This is a genomic window from Jannaschia seohaensis, from assembly GCF_900116765.1.
Taxonomy (GTDB): Bacteria; Pseudomonadota; Alphaproteobacteria; order Rhodobacterales; family Rhodobacteraceae; genus Jannaschia; species Jannaschia seohaensis.
On sequence record NZ_UETC01000008.1, the window covers coordinates 57528 to 81183 of the forward strand.

Sequence of the window (23656 nt, forward strand, 5' to 3'; positions counted from 1 at the left end):
AGCCAACGGGTAACGGTGGGGATCGTCAAGACCAGAAGGGGCCTCCCATGACGCCTGACCGCACCACCCTGCCCGGCGGCCTGGAAATCTCGCGCATTCTGACCGGCCTGTGGCAGATCGCGGATATGGAGCGGTCGGCGCCCCTGGACCCGGAGGCGGGCGCGGATGCGCTGGCCGCCTATGCGGAGGCGGGCTTCGACACGTTCGACATGGCCGACCATTACGGCAGCGCCGAGATCGTGGCCGGTCGACTGCTGGCCCGCGGCGTGCCCGCGCGCGCCTTCACCAAATGGTGCCCCCCGCCGGGGCCGATGACGCCGGAGGTCGTGCGCGCGGGCGTGCAGGAGCGGTTGAACCGGCTGGGCGTCTCCCGCGTGGACCTGCTGCAATTCCACTGGTGGAGCTTTTCGCACCCGGCCTGGCTGGATGCCTTGCACGAGATGGCGGCGCTGCGCGCCGAGGGTCAGATCGGCGAGATCGGCGTGACCAATTTCGACGCGGCGCATCTGCGGCTCGCCGCCGCCGACGGGGTGCCGCTGGTCAGCAACCAGGTCTCGTTCAGCCTGATCGACCGGCGCGCCGCCGGGCCGCTGGCCGAAGTCTGCGCCGCCCATGACATCAAGCTCCTGGCCTATGGCACGCTCTGCGGCGGCTTCCTCTCGGAGCGGTGGCTGAACGCCCCGGAGCCCTCCCCCGAGGACTGGTCCAAGATGAAGTATCTGCGCTTCATCCAAGCCGCGGGCGGCTGGGACGCCTTCCAGGGCGTTCTGCGCGCCGCCGACGCCATCGCCCGGCGCCACGGCGTCTCGATCGCCAACGTGGCGACGCGCTGGGTGCTGGAGCAAACCCATGTCGCGGGCGTCATCGTCGGCGCGCGGCTCGGCGAGTCGGAGCATCGCGCAGACAACGCGCGCCTCTTCTCCTTCGCGCTGGACGCCGAGGATCACGCGCGACTGGACGCCGCCTTCGCCGCCACGACGCCGATCCCGGGCGATTGCGGCGACGAATACCGCCGCCCGCCCTTCCTGACCGCCTCGGGCGATCTGAGCCACCATCTGGACGCCCTGCCCCCCGCGCATCCGCCCCAGCCCGTGCCGCATCGGCCGGGCGCAGAGCGCGTTTCGACCGGCACCGCCTGGGAGGACATCGCGGGCTATGCGCGGGCGCAGCGGATCGGCGACCGCATCCTTGTCTCGGGGACGACAGCCACGGCCGGCGTCGGGCGGGCCGTGGCGGTGGGGGATGCGGGCGCGCAGACGACCTTCATTCTCGACCGCATCATCGGCGCGGTGGAGGCCTTGGGCGGCGCGGCCTCCGACATCGTGCGCACGCGGATCTACGTGGCCGAAGGGGCCGATGTCGAAGCGATCTCCCGCGCCCATGGCCGCGCCGTGGGCGAGTGGCGCCCCGTGAACACCCTGGTCACCGCCCCGCCCATCGGCGAACATCTGGTGGAGATCGAGGCGGAGGCCATCGTCGCGGGCTGACGCGTCGGAGGATGCCACTGGGGCAAGGCCCCGCGCGCCGGTCCCTAGCCGTCGAGCGGCCCCAGCACCTCCGCATCGAACCCGCCGCTGCGCCAGGTCTCCAGCGCGGCCGTCATGGACGGGCCCGGCAGGCCATCGATGACCGCGCGGTAATGGCCCGCCGCCGCCAGCCGCGCCTGGACCGCGGCCAGCGTGTCCCGGTTCCAATCCTCGACCCGGCCGCCGACGCGGCCGGTGAGTTCCCGCAGCGTCTGCCCGCTGTCCTCGGCGACGGCGCGCAGCAGCATGTCGGCCGCGCGCTCGGGGTCGCGGGGGACCCCGCGGCCCTCATCCAGCACGATCGCGGCGGAGCGATAGCCCGTCGATTCCCCCGCCCGCGCGGCCCGCACGAAATAGTCGAGCGCCGCCTCGGGCGTATCGATCACGCCCCGTTCGGCGAAGACGCCAAGATTGTGGATCGCGCCCCCCGAGCCCAGGTCCGCCGCCCGCCGCAGCAGATCGACGGCGCGGTCGGGATCCGGCGCGACGCCCTCCCCGTTGAAGAGCGCCACGGCGAGGTTCAGCATCGCGTCCGGGCTCCCGCGCTCCGCCGCTTCCTGGACGAGCGCCAGCGCACCCTGCGGGTCGGCGGGCATGCCGATGCCCTGCTCCATCAGCTGCGCCAGGCTCACCATCGCGCGCAGATCGCCCTGGGCTGCCGCCTCGCCATAGAGCGTCACCGCCCGCGGCAGATCGCCCGAGGCCGCGGTCGCCCGCGCCAGCAGCGCGACGTAATGCGGCAGATCCGGCGCGATGGTCCGCGCCGCCGCGCAGGCCTGGATCGCCGGGATCGCGTTCTGCCGCAGCCGCTCGAACGGGACGCCGGGGGTGCTAGCGGTCGCGTCGTTCGGATGGGTCGCCAGCCGTTCGCAGAGAGGCCCGGGCGATGTCTGGTCGGGCTCGGGCGCGAGATCCAGAAGCCGCCGCGCCTCCTCGGCGCGGGCCCCGTCGGGGAACCGCTCCAGGTAGTAGGTCAGCAGCGTCCGCATCCGGGTGCGACGCGCCAGCGCCCAGAGCCGGTCGGCCTGGATCGCGTCGTCCTCCGGCCCGATCGCCCGCGTGCCCCCTGCCCCGGCAAAGGCGCCTTCGATGGCCGCCCGCGCATCCGCGGCGTGGTCGCCCTCGGGGTAGCGGTCGAGATAGAGTTGCAGCAGCGACGGCTCCTCCGCCTGCGCGGCCACCTGAAAGAGCAGCGTCTCCTCGGTCGCGGTCACCGGGCTCTGGTCGAAGATCACGCGCTCCGTCAGCGAGGAATTGTTGAACGGGATCTGCCGCCCGCCGGTGGCGGCCAGCACGTCTCGGCGGACCGAGATCATCATGTCGTCCACATCCTGGCCCGGCGTGTAGAGATGGTTCAGGACGGCCTCGGTGAAAAAGCTGTTCCGGCCCGTCCCGTCATAGGCCACGTTGTCGGGCTGGGTGGCGTAGACGAAGAGGAAGTCCGCTTCATTCCCGACCCGCGCCAGCCCGTCGCTGACCCCCGGCCCCGCCACGGCGCCGCCGAAGGGATCGTCCCGGCACGCATCCAGGAACACCAGCCGCGCCCCCGGCGCGGCGCGCAGCGCGTCCAGGAAAATCGTCAGCGGCAGGGTCTCCGGCCGGACATCCTCGGCCCGCGTGATCCGGGCATCCGTCGGGATCAGGTAGTTCTGCCCGTCGGCCTGAAAGCCATGCCCCGCATAATAGAGCATCGCGATATCAGCCGTGCTGGCCGCCCGGGCGAAATCCTCCGCCGTGTCGATCATGCCCTGCCGGTCCAGATCGGTCCCGAGCAGCACTTCGAAACCCAGCCCCTCCAGCGCGATGGCGATGTCGAGCGCGTCGTTCTCCGGATTCCGCAGCGACGGGATCGCTTCGTATTCGGAATTCCCGATCACCAGGGCGACCCGTGTCTCCGCCCGGACCGCGCCGCCCCAAAGTGCGGTCGCGATCGCGAGCACGAGCGCAACGCCTGCCCGCATCAAAGACCCACGGCGCGGCTCAACTCGATGCCGACGCTGTCGACCGCATTCGCGATCCGGGTCGTGGCGCTGGCCTGGAAGGCGGCCAGTTCGGGATCCTCGGCGCGGACCAGTTCGATCGATTTGCGGATCTCCTCGGCCGCCGTGTCGATGGCGCCCAGGGCCGCGCCGACCGCTTCGCGGCGGATCGCCTCGCGCTCGGCATCGCTGGTGGCGGCGGCCAGGCGGCCCTCGGCCCGGATGCGGGCCGCATCGACCTCGCGCCGCGCCGTCCGCACGATCTGCGCGACGTTCTCCAGGCCCGGCGGCAGATCCGTGACGATCTGGTCGAGCTCATTGGCGAAGCTGTCGAGGGAGTCGGACAGGCAGGCGAGATAGCGCGACACGTCGCCCGCCGTTCCGGCGCAGGCCTGCGCCGCGACCTGCAACGCGGAGGCGATCCCGTCGATGGCCTGAAGCGTCTGCTCCGTCTCCGCCACGGATCCGCCCGTCACCGTGGCCGCGGTCCCACCGCCCACGATCTCGGGCGGCAGATCGTCCTGCGGGTTGGCGAAGGAGATGTTCACCGTCACCGGCGGCCGGTCGATGGTCTCGCCCTGCGTGGGCGGCTGCGGCCCGTCGATCACGCGATCCTCGACCACCAGCGTGCCCGGAACCAGGGTGATGTCGTAGTTCGCGAGGCCGGTCCCGACCGGATCGCTGACCGTGATGGCAAAGGGGCTATCGGCGACCAAGGCGTCCGCGGGCGCGCCGAGACTGCCGAGCGTGACGCCCGTGATCTCGTCGAAGGGCGTGAGACCCGTCGAGTCGAACTCCGTCCCGGCGAAGGTGAGGGTCTCGCCCTCGGTCTTAGTCGCATCCCGAGCGGTGATCGTCAGCCCGCGGGCCACGACCTCCAGCGTGCCCGTCTGATAGGTGATGTCGTAGTTTTCGAGCCCGGTGCCCTGCGCGTTGCTGGCGATGACATCGTAACTGCCGACCCCCGCCTGACGGCTCGACCCATCGCTGCGCAGCGTGGCCTGCGTAACGGTGTCGTCGAGGCGCAGGCCGATGGCCTCGACCATACGCCGGGGCTGCAGGATCGGATTGCCGTCGGCGTCCCTGATCGCGCCAGACGTGGTGACGCGATCGCCATAGGTCTTGACCCCTTCTCCCGCGAAGATCGTCAGCGGCGCGGGGGTCACGTCCAGCACGCCCGGGGCGTAGGTGATCGCGTAGTTCGTCAGGCCCGTGCCCTGCGCGTCGCTCACCGTGATCGCCGACGTCCCCACCGGCGCGGTGTCCACCGCTCCGGCGCTCGCCAGCGTCGCGCTGTCTACCGTGTCCGTGAACAGCAGGCCCGTCGTCGAGAACTCGGTCCCGGCGAAGCTCAGCGTCTCGCCATAGGTCTTGCTCTGATCCAGCGCCGTCACCGTCAGCGGGGCCGGCTGCACGTCCAGCACGCCCGGGGCGTAGGTGATCGCGTAGTTCGTCAGGCCCGTGCCCTGCGCGTCGCTCACCGTGATCGCCGACGTCCCCACCGGCGCGGTGTCCACCGCTCCGGCGCTCGCCAGCGTCGCGCTGTCTACCGTGTCCGTGAACAGCAGGCCCGTCGTCGAGATCTCCGTCCCGGCGAAGCTCAGCGTCTCGCCATAGGTCTTGCTCTGATCCAGCGCCGTCACCGTCAGCGGGGCGGGGGTCACTTCGAGCAGACCGTTCAGATAGGAGATATCGTAGTTCTGGAGCCCCGTGCCTTGCGCCGCGCTCGGGACGATCGACTCGAAGCCGACCGGCGCGGTGTCCACCGCCCCGGCGCTCGCCAGAGTGGCGCTGTCCACCGTGTCGCTGAACAGCAAACCTGTCACCGAGATCTCGGTGCCGTCGAAGGTGAAGGGCACGCCGTAGGTCTTGGTCTGATCCAGCGCCGTCACCAAGAGCGGCGCGGGGGTGATCTCGTAGCCGGCGGGCTGTTGGACGAGACGGTAGGTTGTCCCGGGCGAGGTGGTCCCATCGGGGGCGAATCTGACGGCCGTAATGCTGTTTTCGGCCAACGCGTAGGTGCCCGTTCCGACATCATTCGATGGGAGGACGGGTGTGAACGTCCCCGGCCCGAAGATGAGCGTGTCGGTGGAGAACACGTAGGCAGGACCCGGCAGCCCTTCGTAAACGGTGCCGGCCGCTGACGGCGTGTCACCGTACTGGAGTGTGATGGGGTCGAGTTGGGCGAAGAGGACCGGATCTATGGCATAGAGCGCCGGGTCGTGGCCCGCCTCACCGGGTGCCCAGGTCGAAAAGAAATCCCAGCCAGAACGGGACTGGAAACCCACCGTGTCGCGCAGCTCGTTGGTGGTGACGGCCTCGCCGTAGAACCCTTCTTCTCCAGCGATGGCCGGGAATTGTCCGGTCCGCTCCTGGTCGAAGAAGCCGGCGGTCACGATCGTGTCTGGGTTGAAGGGGTCGAGCCCGTTCTCACCGATCAGACCGCGGGTCGGGCCGCCGCTGCCCCCGGGGACGACGGCGCCGGTCGCGAAGACGTTGACCAGCTCGGAGGCGGAGGCGAGGCCCACGAAGCCCCCGATCGCGCCGCCGGAATCGGCCGAGAGATTGCCGGAGCTGTAGCTGTCCAAGAATGCCGAGTTGGTGGCGTGGCCGGTGTGCCCTCCCAGATCGACGGCGATCCCGGTGGCTGAGACGTCGCCCCGCGCGGCCGTCCGCGTGAACGTCCCCCCCTGGGAGAGGCCGGCGAAGCCGCCGACCCCCGGACCGAAGGAGGCCGCGCCGCCAGCATAGGTAAAGTTGACAGTTCCCGTCGCCTCGGAATTCAGGATGTCCCCTTCGTTCCAGCCAACCAGACCGCCCACGCCGCCTTCCGACGCCCCCGTGGCGGCGACAGTCGCCCGCGAAGAAATGGCGCTCGCAGTGGCGAGCGGGATGTTCCAACCGATGGCGCCGCCGACATAGGCGGTCGAGGCGTCCACCGTCAGGACGTCGACATTGCCGGCCGCCACGTTCCCCGCCGCCGAGGCGATGCCGACCGTCCCCTCATTGGCGCCCACCAGGCCGCCGACGAAGGTCGCGCCCAGCCGGTTCGACGTCACGTCGATCAGGGCGCTCGTCGCCACATCCTCGACGATGCCGTCTGAAAACCCCGCGATGCCGCCGACCTGATTGACGACACCGATGGTGGAGAGATCCCCTTCGGGAACAGTGCTGGAGACCAGGATCACCCCTTCGGCTGTCGCGTCCTGAACGACGCCGCCCGTGATGGAACCGACAACCCCTCCGACATCGAGATCGTTCAGGAAGGGCTCGGATGCGAAGACAGTCGCGGTGGACCGGATGCCGGTCAGATCGGTATTGGACGCGAGGCCCACCACGCCTCCGACAGCGCTGGCGTCCAGGCCGCTGACGATGCTGGCCGCGTCGATCGCGACATCCGCGATCGTGGAGCCAAGCGCGATAGCCGCCAGGCCGCCGACGTTCTGCGCACCCTCGATATTCGCGCCTGCGAGACCGAGAGACGTGACAACGGCCCCGTTGAGTTGCCCGAATAGCCCGGCTTCCGGGAAGCTGGACGTCAGACCGGAGATGACGGCCCCGCCGCCATCCAGGGTGCCGACGAAGCTCAGCTCGGTATTGCCGATGGGCAGGAACCCGCCCGGCCCCGCCGTCAGCCCCCGGCCGACATTCCAGTTCGCGGTGCCCGACGCATCGATATCGCCGCCCAGCCGGAAATTGCGGCTCCGCAGCGTGTTCCCGGCCAGAGCCTGCAACCCGTAGACATCGGTGATCACGTAAGGATCCGTCGCGCTTCCGCTGCCGCCCTCGGTGCGCAGGAAGGTGCCGGTGGGGTTGAACTGGAAGTCCTGCGCGAAGAACGGCGAGAGCGTGCCCTCCTGCGTCCAGCTTCCATCGAAATTGAAGGTGCCGCCGACCGAGACCGAGCCGGAGCCGCCGTTGCGCTCGAACACGGTGCCGCCGACGACGTTCACGTTCCCAGCCGCCTGAAGCACGAGCGACGAGACATCGGTGATCGTGCCGAAGCCGAAGCTGATGTCGCCGTCCGCCACCATGCGGAACGTGCCGTTGATCGCCGAGACATTCGCGTTGATCGCGATGTTGTTGTCGGCCTCGAACGAAAGCGTGGTTGGCGCCGTCCAGGAAATGTTGGCGTTTAGCGTGATGTCGCCGGCACTGGTCTCGATCGAATCGAAGGTCGAGAGCGTCACGTTGGTCGTCGCGAGATCCGCTTGGATGGTCGCCGGGTCGACGTCGCCCGGAACGGTGATGTTGACCGGGTCGAGCAGCAGCAGGCCCCACTCGCCCGACGGCGCGCGGGTGTCAGCGGAACCGCTCCAGCTGAGGCCCTCGCTTGCGGAGACCTCGATGAAGCCCCCATCGCCACCCTCGGGCCCGGCCGTGGCCGAGAGCGTGGCCGCCACGTCGGTCCCTTCGTCGGACCAGAACACGATGGAGCCGCCATCGCCGCCGTTCAGGCCATCGGCGCGGACGGTGGTCTCCGCGTCCGCGCTGACGCGCTTGGCGCGCAGCAAAGTGCCGCCTCCGCCCGCCTCGCCGCCAAGGCGGATCGAGCCCGCGCTCTCGCCGCTGACGTCGAGCGTGGCACCGAAGAAGGCCAGCGTCTCGCCCGAGACCTCGATCACGGCGGGCCGCGCCGCGGGCCGCTCGCTGACCGGCAGAGCCGCCACCTGACGCTGGCGCGTGGCCGGCGCGTCGCGGGTCGTGGCCTGCCCCGAGACCGTCACGCGGCCGCCTTCGCCGCCGCCCAGCACGATTTGTCCGCCGATCTTCTGGACCGAGCGCGCCTCGGCGGTGCCGGACAGGTTGATCGCGTTGCGCACCGCGTTGCGGGCGGTGGCCGCCGACATCTCGATGCGGCCGCCATCGGCGCTGACCGTGCCGGAGTTCTTGATGAGCGCCGAGGGATCGCCATCCCCGGCCGAGGGGATCGCGACTTGCAGGAAGCCGTCGCCCGACAGGTCCAGCGTCACCCGCTCGCCCGCGCCGAAGCCGATCTGGCCCAACGGCACCGAAACCGTGCCCCGGTTGTCGACCCGGCCGCCGAGCAGCGCGGCGTAGCCGCCGCGACCAACGGTGATCGTGCCGGCATTGGTCACCCCGGCAGAGGCGCCATTGCCCTCGAAGTCCAACTGCCCGCGGCTGAAATTCTCGTCCGTGATGTCCAGGGTCGAGGCGACGAAGCCGCCGCCCGTGTTCACCTGCCCCGTCGGCCCGATGAAGATACCGTTGGGGTTGACCACGAAAACGCGGCCGGGGGCGTTGATTTGCCCGTGGATCGCGCTGCCGCCCGGGCCCGTCACCCGGTTCAGGATCGCGCTCCCGCTGCCGGGCTGGGCGATATCGACGCGGTTGCCCTGGCCAACCGAGAAACCGTCCCAGTTGATGATCGCGGAATTGGACCTCTGGGTGATCCCGAGCGCCCCGCCCGACGCGGACCCGATCGTGACGTCGCCCGCCGCCACGCGGCCACCGGTCGGCAGCGCGCCCTGGGCCAGGGCCGCGCCCGGCATCAGCGCGACCGACATCAGCAGGAGCGCGCGCAGCCGCGCCGCGCGGGCGCTAGAAGCGGTAGTTCCCAGAGAGGCTGACGCGCGTGTTGTCCGGACCATGGTCTCGTTCCCCCTTGCCGATTTCCAGCCGGATCGAACCGGCCTGGAACCGAGAACCGGTATTCAAATTCAGATCTATGCCCAGGCCGTAGGCATAGGCGCTCTCGCTCGAAAACTCTTCGGCCGTTGGCTGCTCCAACGTGACGCCGCCCGCGGCGACGAAGGCATAGGGCGCGAAGCCGAACTCTTGGCCGCCCAGCGTGACCGGGCGCGGGCTGGCCATCTCGGCGCGCACCGACCAGCCGCTATCGCCCCGCAGGTCGCCGCTGTCGAAGGCCGACAGGTCCGACGGGCCCGAGATAGAGATCAGCTCCGCCGTGGGAAGCGGGTCACCAAAGGACCATTGCAGCCGCGCGCTGGCGTTCAGCGTGAACAGCTCCGACAGGCGACGGCTATGGGAGAAGGAGGCGTTGATCTTGGTGAAATCCGCATCCGCCCCCTCCCGCGACAAACCGACCCCGCTGCCCGCCGCGTCTTCGAGCGAGCGCGCGCCCCAAATGTCGAGCCCCTTCGACAGAACGACATTCGCCGTCGAAAACGAGTCGTCCGCATGGATGAAGGACAGCGCGCCGCTGGCGCGCAGCACGGTGGTCTGATCCTCGTAGAGGTCGGAATCGGCGCCGCCGCCGATGAAAGTCTGGCTGTCCTGCTGACGATCGATGGCGATCTGCGTCGTCACGTTCAGCGAGCGGGACCGGATATAGGGGTAGAGCAGGCGGAACGACTGCCGCTCGAACAGGGAGCGGGTGGGCGCATCGTCATCGTCGGGCTCGGTCTCGCTATGGGTGAACTCCGCGTTGAAGGACAGGCCCGAGCCGCCCAACGGCACCACGAAACCGCCGGCGACCACGCGGTAGCGCGGATCGGAGGACAGCACCCCATGGGGCGCGAAAGAGGTCCGCACGTAGAAGGTCTCGCCCTGACTCAGAGGGCTGTTCAGCTCCAGTCCGGCGCTCAGCGCGACCTCGTCCAACTCGTCGGGGAGGCGGTTGTCGAAGCCGACGAATCCGGTCACGCCCCGGAACTCGGGATCGAGCGACAGGACGGTGCCGCCCGGTCGCTCGCCCGTGGCCAGAGCGGTGTTAAGCGCCACGCCGGGCGTATCGCCCGCCAGCAACAGCTGACGCTCCAAATCGCGCAATTGCAGGCCGGTGCGGCCCAGCAACGGTGCCGTCAGCCGATCGAGACGGGCGCGGACCTCCGGCGGGGCGTTCGAAGTGTCGATCGTCTCGACGAAGCCGTCGACGACGGTGACGCGCAGCGTGCCGCCATCGGCGAGGCTCTGCTGCGGTAGCACCACGCGGGCCAGCACGAAGCCCGCATCGGCATAGGCCGCCTCCAGCGCGGCCGTGGCTTCGAACAGTTCGGAGACGGGAATGCGGCCGCGGGTCAGGCGGGCGCGGAACGCCTCGTTGACCTCCTGAAGTTCCGCGAAGGCCCCTTCCAGCACGACGCCGCCCAGGGTGATTCCGATCTCATCGGCCCCCGGAGGCGCGGTGGTGCCCGCCGCGCCCGAGAAGACGATGCGCCCGCCCAACGGGGCGAGGTCCGGCCGGAAACTCTCCGGCGTGACCGAACTGGCCGTCTGCGACAGACCCGCCATCGGCAGCGCGGCAATAGCCACGCCTATAAGGATCGCGCGCGCCGCGGCTCCACGTTTCGGCACTGTGCTGCTGATCATCCGCGGCCCCCAAAGACGTCGATGAAAGACTCCTAACGTAACGTTAATGATTGAAGCCTAGCCACGCGTCAGGCGGTTGTCGAAAGTTTTTCGCATGGCGTGACCGCCCTGCACGCAAAAGGGCGGAAAATCCCGGCCCCGTGGGTCAGCTCAGCGCCTGGAACTCCACCCGGCGGTTTTCGTCGGCGGCCGGGTCGGACCCGTCGAGGGGGAATCGCTCGCCCATGCCGGTGGTCTCCAGCCGCTCGGGCGCGATCCCGCACTCATCGACGAAATACCGTGCCACCTCACGGGCCCGCAGGGTCGAGAGCCGCTCGTTGTAAGCCTCCGTCCCCGCGCTGTCGGTATGCCCCACGATGCGGATCCGCTCCAGGTCGCTGCCCTGAATCACCTCGCACATCGTGTCGAGGGTCGGCTTTTGGCTCGGCTCGATGGCGGCGCTGTCGAAAGCGAAGGAAATCTGAAGGTTCACCTGGAGGCTCGGGTCGAGCTTGGCGAAGACGACGGGCGTGACCTCGTCAGCGGCGGGGGGCTGGGCCTCGTCCGCGGCGACGGTGGCGGTCTCGGTGGCGGAGACCGCCGGGGCGGCGCCGTCCACGGTAACCAGTTCCAGCCCGCGGGTGGCGCCTTGACCGCCGAGGCCCAGCCCCCGCGTGGCGCCCAGCTCGCCATCCTCGCCGGTCTGAGAGAACAGATCCCGCTGGGCATTGAGCCGCTCGATGATCTCCTCGGCGGAGAGCCCCTGCGCTACGGCGGAAAGCGGCAGCAGGGCCAGGATCGCGGTCAGGGACAGGGCATCGCGAAATTTCGGCATGGGGGGCCTCGCTTCGAATTCGGTGACGAAGATGATTGACGCTACGCTATCATCCCGCCACCGTCAGACCAGTCTTTTCGACACGCGTCAGTTTTGCGTCTGCGGGGTCCGATGACACAACCGAAGACCCGTATCCCGGTTTTAAGGCATGCCGCCGCGCGGCGCTTTTCGGGTGCGGGGCTGACCCATGTCGGCCGCGTGAGGGAGCGGAACGAGGATCAGATCCTGACCGATCCCTGGGGCACGCTCTGGGCGGTGGCCGACGGGATGGGGGGCCATGGCCGGGGGGATGTGGCCAGCGAGATCGTCATCGACCGGCTGATCGAGCTGTCGAACGACACCCTCGACACCGCGCGCCTGATCGACGCGCTCAAGCAGGCGAATGACGACATCCTGGCGCGGGCCGATGGGCGCACCATGGGCGCGACGGCGATCGCGGCGGCGATCCAACCCGGCGGCGCGTCAATCGTCTGGGCCGGGGATTGCCGCGCCTATCTGTGGCGCGACGGGACGCTGCGCCTGCTGACGCGCGATCACACCGTGGTGCAGGAGCTCATCGAGGAGGGACTCTTGCGCGAGGACCAGCGCGAGACCCATCCCGAGCGTCATGTCGTCACCCGCGCGGTCGGCGTCCAGCCGGATCTGGAGCCCGACAGCCTGTCCCTGCCGATGGTGGCGGACGATATGCTGATGCTCTGCTCCGACGGGCTGACCGCCTGCGTCAGCGGCGAGACGGCGGCGGGCGCCTTCGCGCGCAGCGACGATCCCGAACGGGTCGTGCGCGCCCTGGTGACCGAGGCGCTCCATGCGGGCGCGCCCGACAACGTCTCGGTCGTGGTCGTCCGCGCGGAACGGAACTGAGCCGATGCGGCAGGGGACGCTTATCGGGCCGGTGATCGTGGCGATCGGATTGGTTGTCGCCGCCCTCTCTTTCGCGATCGTCACCGCGCTGCTTCAGACCGCCGATGGCAGCGTCGAGCTGCGCCTCGCGCGGGGCGAGGACGACCTGGAAGAACTGCGCCGCGAGGTCGCGCGCCTCGACAGCGCGCTGCGCGACGCGGAGGCCGAGTTGGCCCGCCTCGCCGAGGAGCAAGCGTTGCTGGCCTCGCGCGCACCGGCGACTGCCGCGCCGGCCGACATCACCGTCCCCTCCCCCACCATCACCGGCGAGGACGACGCGGTCGATCATGGCGGCTTCGAGGGCATGACCGATGTCGGAATTCTGGCCAAGGACCGGTTCAACAAGGGCATCACCCAGCCGCGCAACCGCGTCATGCTGGAGGTTCTCGGCCATCCCCGCACCAGCTATGGCGAGAGCTGCCAGGGCGTCACGCAGACGCGGCTGCGCTCCCTGATGGAGACGCGGCAGGTCGGGCCGATTCGCGTGACGATGATCAAACCCGCGCTCGACAGCCTGGAACGGATCATGGCCAAGCTGAGGGAATCTGAGCCCGCCCTCCACGACGCGCTGGGCACGGCGGGCGCGCTCTGTGTGCGGCTCATTCGCGGGTCGCGGTCGAGCGTGTCGAACCATTCCTGGGGCACCGCCATCGACGTGAAGTTGCAAGGCCAGTTGGACGGGTTCGGGGACGGGGGCACGCAGTTCGGGTTGCTGCTTTTGGCCGAACTCTTCAACGAAGAGGGCTGGTATTGGGGCGCGACCTATAATCGCGAGGACTCGATGCATTTCGAGGTCGGGGTCGAAACGCTGCGCCGGTGGCAGGCCGAGGGCCTGCTGTGACTCGCAGCCTGGCGCAGGGGGAGGCGGCGCTGGCCCGCGCCTCGTCGCCTGTCTTCCGCTTCGTGGAGGAGTTCGAGCAGCGCGGAAGCCGCGATACGCTGGGCACCTTGCGCGAGGCGGGCGCCCTGCTGGACCGATTCGAGACGGAGGCGGCCCGCCAGGCCGTGCCGAAACCCGCCCGCAAGCCCGCCCGCTACGCGCTGGGCGTGTGGCTCGACCAGCTCGCGCGCTCCACTCCCGGCCTGTCCTTGCGCGACTGGTCCACCCACGCGCCGCGCCTCCTGTTCGACGGGCGCGACGTCTCGGTCGCCCGCGTCCGCGAATTTCAAGCGACGGCCCAGCGCGAAGGCGGCGATTTCGCGCCCCTCGCCGCCTTCCTGGCGGATGTGCTGGCGCGCATCGACGCGGGGCGCAGCGCGACCCTGGCCCAGCCCAAGGAACGCTGGGGCCTGCGCATCGCGGGCTTCGCCGCCGTGCTCATCCTGGCCCTCGCCGCCTATGCGGTGATCCTGGAATACCGCTTCCACGCGCCGCTGATCGGTGCCTTCGAGCTTGAGGCGCGCGAGATCGGCCTGACGCCCGACGCGCCCGCGACCGACCCGGTGGCGCAGCTCGACGCGCTGGCTGCCGCCGTGGACCGCGTGACCGAAGCGGCGGAAAGCGCGCCCTGGCGGCGCAGCCTGCGCCTGCCCGTGGGCGATAGCGCGGCGACGGCCGAGGCGGCCTATCTCGCCGCCGTGGCCGCCCATGTTCCCCGCGCCCTGGCCGAAGGAATCGAGACGGTGATGGCCACCGAGGGCGATGGCCTGATCCTCTACGACGCGCTGCGCGCCTGGGCGGTACTGGGCGGCGAGCTACCCTGGTCGCGCGGCTATCTCGTGGGCTGGCTGGAGGATAACGGCGCCGCGGCCGGCGTGGCCGGTCTCGCCCGGCACGCGGTGCATCTGGATGGCCCGTTGCCGGAGCTGCTGCCCCAGGACCAGATCGTCCTGGACCTCGCCCGCGACTTCGCCGCCGAAGTACCCGAAGCGGACCGCGCCTGGCTGGAGCTATGGCGCGCGGAGGCGAGCCGAGACCTGGCCCCCTGGGTGCCCGGCGACGCCGTGCCGGGGGTGGGCGACGTTCTGAACCGGCGCAGCGGCACGCCCATCGGGACCCCCCTGCCCGGGCTCTTCACCGCCGCGGGCTGGGCCTATGCGCGGGACTTCGGCGCGGGCGTCGCCGTGCAGACCGCGCGCCAACTGGCGCCGACCGTCACCGGCTACACGCTCACGCCCGACCGCGCCGCGCCCGACTTGCTAATGGAGCGCCTGCTCGACGAGACCCTGCGCGCCTGGCAGGACTGGCTGGCTGATCTGCGGGTGCGCCCCTTCGCCGAGCGGGACGCGGCCATCGCCGTCTCGGGCGCCCTGGCGCAGCCCGGCAGCCCGCTAGAGCGCCTGCTGGCCGAAGTCTGGGTTCAGGCGGGCGGCTCGGACCGTTCCCGCAGCCATCCCATGCAGCTGAAGGTCGGACGCGTTTTCGGCCCCATGATCCAATATGTCGAGCAAGGCCGCATGGCCGAGATGGCCCTGCTCTTTTCGCAGCTCAACGTGGCGCTGGCCGCGGTCGAGCGGGACCGCTCCCGCGGGGAGCGGCTGATGACGCTAAGCGACCGCGCCCGCTCGATCGCGGCCCTCAAGGTCGCGCCGCGTATCGTGGTGCAGATCGCCGAGGACGTGCTGGTGCAATCGGCCGGCGCCCGCTCGGATCAGGGAGCGGGCGATCCGCTGACTCGCCAATGGCAGAGCGTCGTCTTTCCGCAATGCGTGTCGACCCTGCGCGGCCACTACCCCTTCGCCGAGGGCGGCGATGCGGGCACCGGCGAGGTCGCGGCCCTGCTGGGCCCCGCAGGAAGCCTCACGGCCTTCCTGCGCGATAACGCCCTGCCCCTGCTCGACACCGAGGTCAGCCCCTGGCGCTGGAAGCCCGAGGCCCGGTTCGAGGGCCTGACGCCGGAAAGCGCGCTGTTCCTGGAACGGGCCGCGCAGGTCTCGGAGGGGCTCTTCGGCGCCGACGGGACGCTGAGCCACCGCGTGACGCTCGCCGCTCTGGCGGAACGGGGCCAAACCCTCGTCTCCATTGGCGGAACCGCGCATCCGGTCCGCGCCACGGGCGCGCCGGCGCAATTCACCTGGCCCGGGCCGCAGCCGCAGCTCGGCGTGGAAGTCAGCTTCCGTGAGGGGGCGGCGCCGGGCCGGATCGTCCATGCCGGACCCTGGGGCCTCTTCCGCCTGACCGATGGGATGCGCGTTCGGATGCGGGACGAAGGGCAGCGCGCGCTGCTCGACATCCGCTCCGAGACGGGCCGCGTCTTCGTCGAGATGGCCTTCGAGGATAGGTTCAACCCGCTCTCGGTGCGGGCCGCGCTCCGCGGCCTCGCCTGCCCGCCCGCGCTATGACCGGCGCGGGCATGGATTTGGAGACCCCGCAGGCGCGCAAACCTGTGCTACCATGGCCGGGGTGCCGCATTTGAGACCCCGCTTTTCGAGGAGCCCGCGCCGATGGTGAGCCACACTTTCTCCGAACTCGTGACCCCGGTGCCCGCCGCCGTCATCGATATGGCGGGCCTGCATTTCGTCTCTCTGACCGGGGAGGACGCGCTCAGCCAGCCCTTCGAATACACGGTCCGCGCCATCAGCAGCGATCCCGACATCACGGCCAAGACCCTGCTGGGCGAGGTCGTCACAGTCATCATTTCCGCCAACCCTCTGGAGCAAGAGATCGGCGTCCGCTTTTACAGCGGCATCGTCGACCGATTCCGTTTCATGGGACCCGACTCGCCCGATCGGTATCTCTACGAACTGACGCTGAGGCCCCGTCTGTGGCTGCTGTCCAAATCGACGGATAACCGCATCTTCCAGGAAAAGTCGGTCGAGGACATCGTGTCCGAAGTGCTCGACCAGCACGGCGTCAATGTCCGCTGGCAGCATCAGGCGAGCCTGCCCACGCGGGACTATTGCGTCCAATACGGCGAGACGGACCTGGCCTTCGTCCAGCGCCTGCTCCAGCATGAGGGGCTGTTCTACCATTTCGAGTTCGATGACGGCGACCACACCATGGTAATCTCCGATGTCGTAGCCGACCTCAAACCGGCCCTGGGCAACGAGACGATCCGCTTCCGCGAGCACGACAGCGGCAGCCAGGACGGGACCGGCGGAATCACCGCCTTCGCCCGCGTCGACAGCATCGTCACCGGGCGCCACAGCCTGACCGATTACGATTTCGAAAAGCCGTCCGCCGACCTCGCCGCCCAGATGGACGACGGGCGCGACCACAGCGAGGCCGACAAGGAACGCTACAGCTACCCCGGCAAATACATCGAGTACGGGCGGGGAGAGACCCTCGCGGAACTGCGGCTGCAGGAAAACCAGGCGATGGGCTACGAGATCAACGCCATCTCCACCCTGCCTGCTCCCCATTCGGGCCACCTGTTCACCCTAGATGAGCATCCGCGCGCCTCGGAGAATATCGAATATCTCATCGTCCGGGTGCGTACCAAGATCTGGGACGGCTCCTATTCGACCCGCTTCGGCGGCGGGATCGGCGCGCGGTCCGACGAGATCGGCGTCGAGGCCGACTGGCAGCTGGTGCCCGCCGACGTGCCCTGGCGCCTGCCCGACCCGGCCCCCCGCCCGATCATGAAGGGCCCGCAGACGGCGGTCGTCGTGGGGCCCGGGGGCGAAGAGATCTACACCGACAAATACAGTCGCGTGAAGGTGCAGTTCCACTGGGACCGGCTGGGCGGCAAGGACGAGAACTCCTCCTGCTGGGTGCGCGTCAGCTCCGCCTGGGCGGGCAGCGGCTGGGGCTTCATCCAGATCCCCCGCATCGGCCAGGAGGTCATCGTCGACTTCCTGGAAGGCGATCCCGACCAGCCCATCATCACCGGCCGCGTCTACAACGCCGAGCAGATGCCCCCCTACGCCCTGCCCGCCAACGCCACGCAATCGGGCTGGAAGTCCAACAGCTCCAAGGGCGGCGGTGGCTGGAACGAGCTGCGCTTCGAGGATCTGAAGGGCTCGGAGCAGGTCTATTTCCAGGCGGAGAAGGACCATGTCGAGCTGGTCAAGAACGACGAGACCCGCACGATCGGCCATGACTGGGTCGAGGACGTTGGTAACGACGCGACGCAGACCATCGGCAACGACCGCACGGAGACCGTTCATAACGACAAGAAGGTCGAGGTCATAGGCCACCGGACGGTGAACATCCGCAAGACCGACACCGAGACGGTCGACCAGGATCGAAGCCTCACCGTCCACGGCAACGAGACCATCGAGGTCGACGGCGACAGCGACGAGAAGATCTGGAAGAGCCACAGCCAGTATGTGCTGATCAACCAGTCGGTGACCGTGGGCGGATGGCGCATGGACAAGGTCGGCGGCTACGAGAGCCGGGGCGTCGCGGGCTACCAGGATACCAAGGTCGGCGGCTATCGCGCCGTCAGCGTCGCCGGCTACCAGAAGCATACCGTGCTGCAGAACGACGGCTGGAAGGTCGGCAAGGACCAGAGCATTGAAATCGGAAAGAACCAGGAGATGAAGATCGGCGAGGATCAGAGCTTCTGGGTGGGCGGCGACGGGACTTACATGGTCACCAAAAAGGCGTTCCATTCGGCCGAGGACGACGCCACCTTCCGTTCCAACAAGAACCTGCTTCTGGAGGCGGGTGGCGATCAGCTGACGCTGAAATGCGGCAAGGCTGAGATTGTCATGAAGAAAGACGGCACGATCTCGATCGAGGGAAAAGACATCAACACCGACGCCTCGGGCAAGATCAACTCCAAGGCGAGCGGGGACATCATCCTCAAGGGGTCGAACGTCAAGATGAACTAAGGCCGCCTTTGGCCCCGACCGTCAGGCTCCGACGAGACCGGGTAGAGCGGCCTCGGGCGGCCTCGGCGCCTCGCCCATCGCCCAGACCATCGGCGGCGCGAGGGCCGCGCCACCGCCGTCGGGATCGGCCAACTCGGCCAGCAGTCTGTGCAACTCATCGGGCTCGATCTCTCCGGCCACCGCGGCGTCCAGCGGGAAAAGCGCCGCCTCCGCCCAGGCATCCACCCCATCCTGACCGGCCACGCCCAGCGGCGCGAGCGCGGCGAGCGGAAAGGCGCGTCCGACCTTGTCATGGCTCGGCAGCGCGATGAGCACCTGCGGCCCACCCGGCGCCTCGATGACGGCGCGCACCCCCCGCTCGGGCCAGCGCCCGGCCATTTCCGCATGGGGCGCCAGCCAACGGGTCAGCCAGCGATCCACGGCGGCGCACAGACCGGGCGACAGGTCGCGCATGACAAAATCGCCCCGCGTGGGCAGCTTGCCGAGAAAGCCCGTCGCCACCGGACCTAGAACCCTTGCGGGCAGACGAAGCCCGAGAACATCTCCAGGTCGAACGGGTTTTCCACCGAGTTCGCCCGCAGATCGAAACTCGCCGAATGCCCGCCCGCGCCCAGGCGCAGCCCGAACACCTCGGGCAGGGCCGTGGCCTGAAGGCTGCCCTTGCGGATCAGCCGCAGGAAGGCCCAACTTCCGGTCTCTGAGGTGATGACCTCGCCCCCCGCGACCGGCGCGAAGGTGAGCGTGATCATATTGGTGCCGTCGGGTCCGGGCCAAGTCATCGCCTCGGGCCGCGTCGCCGCGTTGAAGTAGCTCAAGGTCTGCCCGTCCACGTTCAACGTCACCCGCGCCGCACTGGGGCTCAGCGTCTTGGGCTCCAGCGTGAAGGCCATGATCGGCCCCGCGCCCCCGGGGAACAGCGCGTCGCGGATACGGCGGGCGTTCTCGAAGGGCCGCAGTTGCGCATCCTCCAACCCCAGCCCCGGCCGCCACTGCCAGGGCCGGATGGCGGTGTCGATATAGCTCGACAGCTGGTCTTCGATGAAGCTGTCAATCAACCCGCCGGGCCCGAACAGCCGCGCGAAGTCGAGCGTGTTCACGTCGATCCGGCTGCCCGGCTCGAACGGATAGCGCCCGCCCGTGGCCGAGACGCAGAAGGGCAGGACGTCGGCGCGCCAGCGCGCGTCGAGTTCCGCGATCACCGCTTCGGTCGTCACCGATTCCGCATCGCCCGCGAGCGCCGCCAGCCACTCGTCCACCGGGTCCGGCATCTCGGCCGAGACGGTGACGATGGCCCCGATCAGTTCCGACAGGCCGCCGGCCTGCAACAGCGCCTCGGCCGGATCAGGGCTGGCCGCGACGGTCTGAAGCCGGTCCGACAGCGCGCCCAGCGCAACCTCCGCATCGTCGATCAACGGCCCGATCCCGTCGACCGGCTCAATCATGGAGCGGATCGGAGCAAAGTAATCCGACACCGATTCGCCGGGCGGAGGCGGCGGCGGGCCGTCATCGCCGGCGGCCCCGGCGATGCGCGCGCCGGTCTTGGCCAGCTTGCCCAGCTTGCCCAGCTTGGACGCGACCCGCAACGCCCCGTCGGTCGCGGCGTCTCCGGCCCCGCCCTCGGGCTCGGGACGGGTCAGGTAGGTTTCATTGGCCACCGCGCGCAGGAGACGGCGCAGGGCGCTGTCGGTGCTGGCCAGGTCGCGCATGTTGCGCCGCGCGATGTCGAACGTGTCCAGCGGCGCCAGGCGCAGGTCGCGCAGCATGCCGTTCCAGGTCGCGATGAACTCGTCCTGATAAAGCTTGAGCATGTCCTGCTCCAGGAGCTGCTCGGACGCCTCGGCGCTCTCTGTGCAGCCGCCGGTGAAGACGGCGCGGTCCAGCACGGCCTGCCCCGCCACCTCGGGCAGGAGCGGCAGGATCGCCTCATGGAACCCGGCATAGGTGAAGGCGCCGGGCAGGCCCAAGCGCAGGGTCTTTTCGGACAGCCGGGTCAGGACGCGCGCGCCGTTGGGGCCGACATGCTCGGCCGGGATCCAGTCGTCCAGGCCGGTCACGGCCGGGTTGGCCATCAGGTCGCGATAGGCGCGCACCGCCAGTGGGATGGTGCAGATCGTCTCCAGCGAGGTCGAGACCAGCGCAGGGTCGGCCTCGATCTTGTTCTCCTCCGTCGCCATCCGGGACAGGGCGGCGAGCTGATGGTCGATCGCCTCCTCGGTCGGGAAGGGCTCGATCGGAGCGAAGGCGGGCAGCTCGGTCTGCCACCAGAAGCCGAGAAACTCAGCGTCATACGGCGCGCCGCCGGTCAGCATTTGATAGGCCTTGAGCGCGCCCAGCTGGAATTCCGGGTCGCGGGCGTGGCGCCACATCGTGGCCTCCAGCAGGGCGACCATCCGAGGCTCCAGGATGTTGCGCAGGCTGTGCTCATAGGCGACCGACTGGAGGTGAAGCAACTCCGCCTCGGCGGTCGGACCGATCACGGTCAGCGCCCCGTCGGGCAGCGGCGTGCCCGCATTCGCCGTCTCGTTCACCGCGTCGAGCGCGAGGTCCAGGTCCAGAGGGTCGGTCGGCGCCTGCCGCGCCGCGACATTGGCCAACCGCGAGGATAGGGTGGCCAACTGCCGCTCCTGATCGGTGAGCGCGCCCCCCCAGCGCAGATAGGAGAAGAGGAACACGGTGGCCAGAACGGTGGCGGTCAGCGCCGCCGTGGCGACGGTGCCCCGAAACACCCATTTCCGCCGCTCCTCGGCCTTGGGGTCGAAGCGGCCCAGCCCCGCCTCCGGGAAGATCAGATCGGTGAGCAATTCGCGCAGGAAGAAGCTGCGGGAATTGCCATGGGCGCGCCGCTCGGCGGGGGGCGGGCGCAGGCCCACGGCCCCGGCAAGCCCGCTCACCATGCGGTCGATCGGGCTGCCCTCCTGGGTGGCCGAGGTGAAGTAGAGGCCGCGCAGCCAGGGGCTTTCTTCATAGCGGCTCTCGCCGAAGACCGACTCGACCAGCACTTTGAGAGGCGCCGTCAGTTGTTCGACCTGCGCCGGGAAGCGGAAGACCTCGGCGCGGCTCGACAGCGGCATGTCCTCGGCGATGCGGCCGGGCATCCGCTCCTCCAGGGCCTTTTGCAGCACGCCCATCTCGCGCTCGACCGTGGTGCCGTCGACCCGTTCCGCGGTGCCCAGCGTGGCGCCCCAGACCTGCTCGCGCTCGCGGGAGTTCAGGTCGCCGAAGAACGCCTCGAAGCCCGGCACGAGGTCGGTCTTGGTGATCATCAGATAGACCGGCAGCTTCAGCTTGGTCTGCTCCGACAGTTCCGCCAACCGCTTGCGGATCTCGCGCCCATGGTCGCGGATGGAGGCGGCGTCGCCGGCAAGTTCCTCCACGGACAGGGTCAGGATCACGCCGTTGAGCGCCCGCCGCCCCCGATGCTTGACCAGCAGATCGAGGAACCCGCGCCACTCCGTCGCGTCCCGCTCGGGGTCGGATTGCTGCTGGACATAGCGCCCGGCCGTGTCGATCAGCACCGCGTCCTCGGTGAAGAACCAGTCGCAATTACGGGTGCCGCCGACGCCCTTCAGGTCGTCCGACAGGTCGATGGGGAAGTTGAGCCCCGATTGCAGCAGGGCGGTCGTCTTGCCCGTGCCGGGCGGCCCGATGATGACATACCAGGGCATGTCGCGCAGAAACTTGCGGCCGCCCAGCTTGGACCGCTTCATCTGGTCCATAACGCCCGCGAACTTGCCATGCACCTCGTCCATGGCGCCGGGCACGGCGGGTTCGTCGGGCAAGGGGGCGGCGAGTTCGGTGACGAAGGCGCGGTTGGCCTTGGCCGCGCGCATCTGCCCGATCAGCATCGAGACGAGCCACAGGATCAGGATCACGCCGATGGTCACGATCCGCGCCAGATCGCTGGCAAGCGGCTGCGCCGTTCCGAAGCTGAGCAGCGGGCCGTAGAACCAGATCGCGAGGCAGAGCAGCGTGACCCCGATCAACGTCCAGAGGAAGCGGGAGAAGAGGAAGCCGAAAATCTTCTTGAGGACCCGCATCGGTCAGACCTTCTTCTGAATGACGATTTCGACACGCCGGTTGCGGGCGCGCCCCTCGCGGGTGCCGTTATCGGCGATGGGCTCGCTCGCCGCGCGGCCCTCGGAGCTGACCAGCCCCGCGGGCACGCCCAGTTCCACAAGCATGTCGGCGATGGTCTTGGCCCGCGCCTCGCTCAGCCGCTGGTTGGAGCCGAAGGGGTTCGACGCCTGGACCGGGATACTGTCGGTATGGCCCACCACCTTGACCGAGCCGATCAGCTCCACATTATCGACGATCGTCCGGCCAATGCTGCCGATCAGCTCGTTATACTCGGTGTTCAGATCGGCCCGGGCGGAGCGGAACACCTCCGGCGCCGCGCCCAGCACGACCAGCTTAGCGAGCGCGACGTCTTCGGGAATCTGCACGTCCGTAATGGCCGAGACCCGGTCCGGCGGCGCGGCCTCGACGAAGAGCGGCAGGATCTCGAAGACGAAAGGCTCGGCCACGAGCACGACCTGCGGCTCGACCGTCTCGATCACCGGGCGGAAGATCTCGGCCCGCTCGGGCGGCGGCAGAACCTCGGCCAGGGTATAGAGCTGCTCACCCCGGTCGCTCAGCAGAATCCCGAGCCCGACATAGGTGCCGGTGATGACGGCCACCGCCAGGACGCCGACGGACCAGAGCGGCACGACGAAGCCGCGATCCTCGTCATCGGCCTCGACCCCTTTCCAATGCGGCGAGAGGGCGGCGTCCTCGGCGTCGCGGTCGCGCAGCACGCGGGCCAGCTGGCCGCGCAGCGCTGCCACCGCGCCGTCCCCGGCCGCGCCCGAGACGCGGTGCTTGCCGCGAAAGCCCAGCGAGAGGCACAGAAAGACCAGCTCCAGCAGCTGCGGGTCGCGCTCGGGATGGCGCAGCAGGTCTTCGGCCAGGGCGTAGAACCGTTCGCCCGCATCGACATTGCCATACATCTGCGCGACCAGCGGGTTGCGCGGCCAGCCGCTGGACCCGCCCCAGGGCGTGTTGATGGCGATGTCGTCTAAAAGCGCGCCGACGAACCACGCGCCCTGGTCGGCCCGCGACAGCGGCACGCCGCGGGCGACGGCGGTGTCGCGGGAATGGATCAGGTTCTCCAGCAGGCGCGCGCGCAGCACCTCCGGGTTCTCGGGCTGGGTGGCGCGTTCCATCTCCGGGGCGATGCCGAGCAGCGCGGCGAAGGCGGCGACCAGCGCGTTGTCGGTCGCCCGGCTGCTGCGGATCGGCGCGCCCGGCTCGATCGGGGCGGCGACAGGCGCCGCGCGGGCGGGCGCTTGGGCCTGCGCGGGCCGGCCTTGCGAGGGCCGCGGCCGGATGCGCGTGCGCCCGGCATCGTTGCTCAGGCCGAACGGATCCTCGTCGCTCATCTCCGCCTC

12 protein-coding genes are annotated in these 23656 nt (G+C 69.5%); 5 read left to right on the forward strand and 7 right to left on the reverse strand.

All coding sequences use genetic code 11. From position 1 onward, the window contains the following. Positions 1-47: 47 nt before the first annotated feature. A complete protein-coding gene (locus tag DTQ71_RS15745; protein WP_109565259.1) occupies positions 48-1487 on the forward strand; it encodes an aldo/keto reductase in 1440 nt (479 codons plus the stop codon). A gap of 44 nt (positions 1488-1531) precedes the next feature. Here DTQ71_RS15745 and DTQ71_RS15750 read toward each other — a convergent pair whose 3' ends face one another. From DTQ71_RS15750 to DTQ71_RS15765, 4 genes are all read right to left on the reverse strand, one after another. Then, positions 1532-3487: a caspase family protein gene (locus tag DTQ71_RS15750; RefSeq protein WP_109565260.1), complete on the reverse strand. Its 1956-nt coding sequence runs from the start codon at positions 3485-3487 to the stop codon at positions 1532-1534. Further along, entirely contained in the window at positions 3487-9033 is a 5547-nt protein-coding gene (locus tag DTQ71_RS15755) for an MBG domain-containing protein (protein ID WP_170125458.1), read from the reverse strand. Before DTQ71_RS15755 ends, DTQ71_RS15750 begins: the two co-directional genes overlap by 1 nt. Before the next feature lie 34 nt (positions 9034-9067). After that, entirely contained in the window at positions 9068-10798 is a 1731-nt protein-coding gene (locus tag DTQ71_RS15760; RefSeq protein ID WP_109565262.1) for a ShlB/FhaC/HecB family hemolysin secretion/activation protein, read from the reverse strand. 145 nt (positions 10799-10943) lie between these two features. Next, the gene (locus tag DTQ71_RS15765) at positions 10944-11612 is read right to left on the reverse strand and encodes an OmpA family protein (protein ID WP_109565263.1); all 669 of its coding nucleotides are present in this window, start codon (positions 11610-11612) and stop codon (positions 10944-10946) included. A 111-nt stretch (positions 11613-11723) separates the two neighbouring features. Between DTQ71_RS15765 and DTQ71_RS15770 the strand changes: the two genes are divergently transcribed. From DTQ71_RS15770 to DTQ71_RS15785, 4 genes are all read left to right on the forward strand, one after another. Then, positions 11724-12473, forward strand: a complete 750-nt coding sequence (locus DTQ71_RS15770; RefSeq protein ID WP_109565264.1) for a PP2C family protein-serine/threonine phosphatase — start codon at positions 11724-11726, stop codon at positions 12471-12473. Positions 12474-12477: 4 nt separating this feature from the next. Next, positions 12478-13353, forward strand: coding sequence for a M15 family metallopeptidase (locus tag DTQ71_RS15775; RefSeq protein ID WP_109565265.1), 876 nt, complete (start codon positions 12478-12480; stop codon positions 13351-13353). Further along, entirely contained in the window at positions 13350-15794 is a 2445-nt protein-coding gene (locus DTQ71_RS15780) for an ImcF-related family protein (RefSeq protein ID WP_170125459.1), read from the forward strand. Before DTQ71_RS15775 ends, DTQ71_RS15780 begins: the two co-directional genes overlap by 4 nt. 102 nt (positions 15795-15896) lie before the next feature. Then, on the forward strand, positions 15897-18230 hold the full coding sequence (locus tag DTQ71_RS15785) for a type VI secretion system Vgr family protein (RefSeq protein WP_109565267.1): 2334 nt from the start codon (positions 15897-15899) through the stop codon (positions 18228-18230). Between the two features lie 21 nt (positions 18231-18251). Here the strand turns inward: DTQ71_RS15785 and tagF are convergent, their stop codons facing one another. From tagF to icmH, 3 genes are read right to left on the reverse strand one after another with little or no spacing between them, the layout of a single operon-like run. Continuing rightward, positions 18252-18731, reverse strand: coding sequence for a type VI secretion system-associated protein TagF (tagF, locus tag DTQ71_RS15790; RefSeq protein ID WP_109565268.1), 480 nt, complete (start codon positions 18729-18731; stop codon positions 18252-18254). A gap of 5 nt (positions 18732-18736) precedes the next feature. Beyond that, complete coding sequence (gene tssM, locus DTQ71_RS15795) at positions 18737-22267, reverse strand: type VI secretion system membrane subunit TssM (RefSeq protein ID WP_109565269.1); 3531 nt, start codon at positions 22265-22267, stop codon at positions 18737-18739. A 3-nt stretch (positions 22268-22270) separates the two neighbouring features. Further along, positions 22271-23647, reverse strand: coding sequence for a type IVB secretion system protein IcmH/DotU (icmH, locus tag DTQ71_RS15800; RefSeq protein ID WP_109565270.1), 1377 nt, complete (start codon positions 23645-23647; stop codon positions 22271-22273). Positions 23648-23656: the final 9 nt, after the last annotated feature.

Excerpts from the sequence above, each read along its gene's own strand:
- DTQ71_RS15770 (WP_109565264.1), top strand. The coding sequence starts at position 11,724 with ATGACACAACCGAAGACCCGTATCCCGGTTTTAAGGCATGCCGCCGCG.
- DTQ71_RS15750 (WP_109565260.1), bottom strand. The coding sequence starts at position 3,487 with ATGCGGGCAGGCGTTGCGCTCGTGCTCGCGATCGCGACCGCACTTTGG.
- DTQ71_RS15755 (WP_170125458.1), bottom strand. The coding sequence starts at position 9,033 with ATGTCGGTCGCGCTGATGCCGGGCGCGGCCCTGGCCCAGGGCGCGCTG.
- DTQ71_RS15765 (WP_109565263.1), bottom strand. The coding sequence starts at position 11,612 with ATGCCGAAATTTCGCGATGCCCTGTCCCTGACCGCGATCCTGGCCCTG.
- DTQ71_RS15760 (WP_109565262.1), bottom strand. The coding sequence starts at position 10,798 with ATGATCAGCAGCACAGTGCCGAAACGTGGAGCCGCGGCGCGCGCGATC.
- DTQ71_RS15745 (WP_109565259.1), top strand. The coding sequence starts at position 48 with ATGACGCCTGACCGCACCACCCTGCCCGGCGGCCTGGAAATCTCGCGC.
- icmH (WP_109565270.1), bottom strand. The coding sequence starts at position 23,647 with ATGAGCGACGAGGATCCGTTCGGCCTGAGCAACGATGCCGGGCGCACG.
- DTQ71_RS15775 (WP_109565265.1), top strand. The coding sequence starts at position 12,478 with ATGCGGCAGGGGACGCTTATCGGGCCGGTGATCGTGGCGATCGGATTG.
- DTQ71_RS15785 (WP_109565267.1), top strand. The coding sequence starts at position 15,897 with ATGGTGAGCCACACTTTCTCCGAACTCGTGACCCCGGTGCCCGCCGCC.
- tssM (WP_109565269.1), bottom strand. The coding sequence starts at position 22,267 with ATGCGGGTCCTCAAGAAGATTTTCGGCTTCCTCTTCTCCCGCTTCCTC.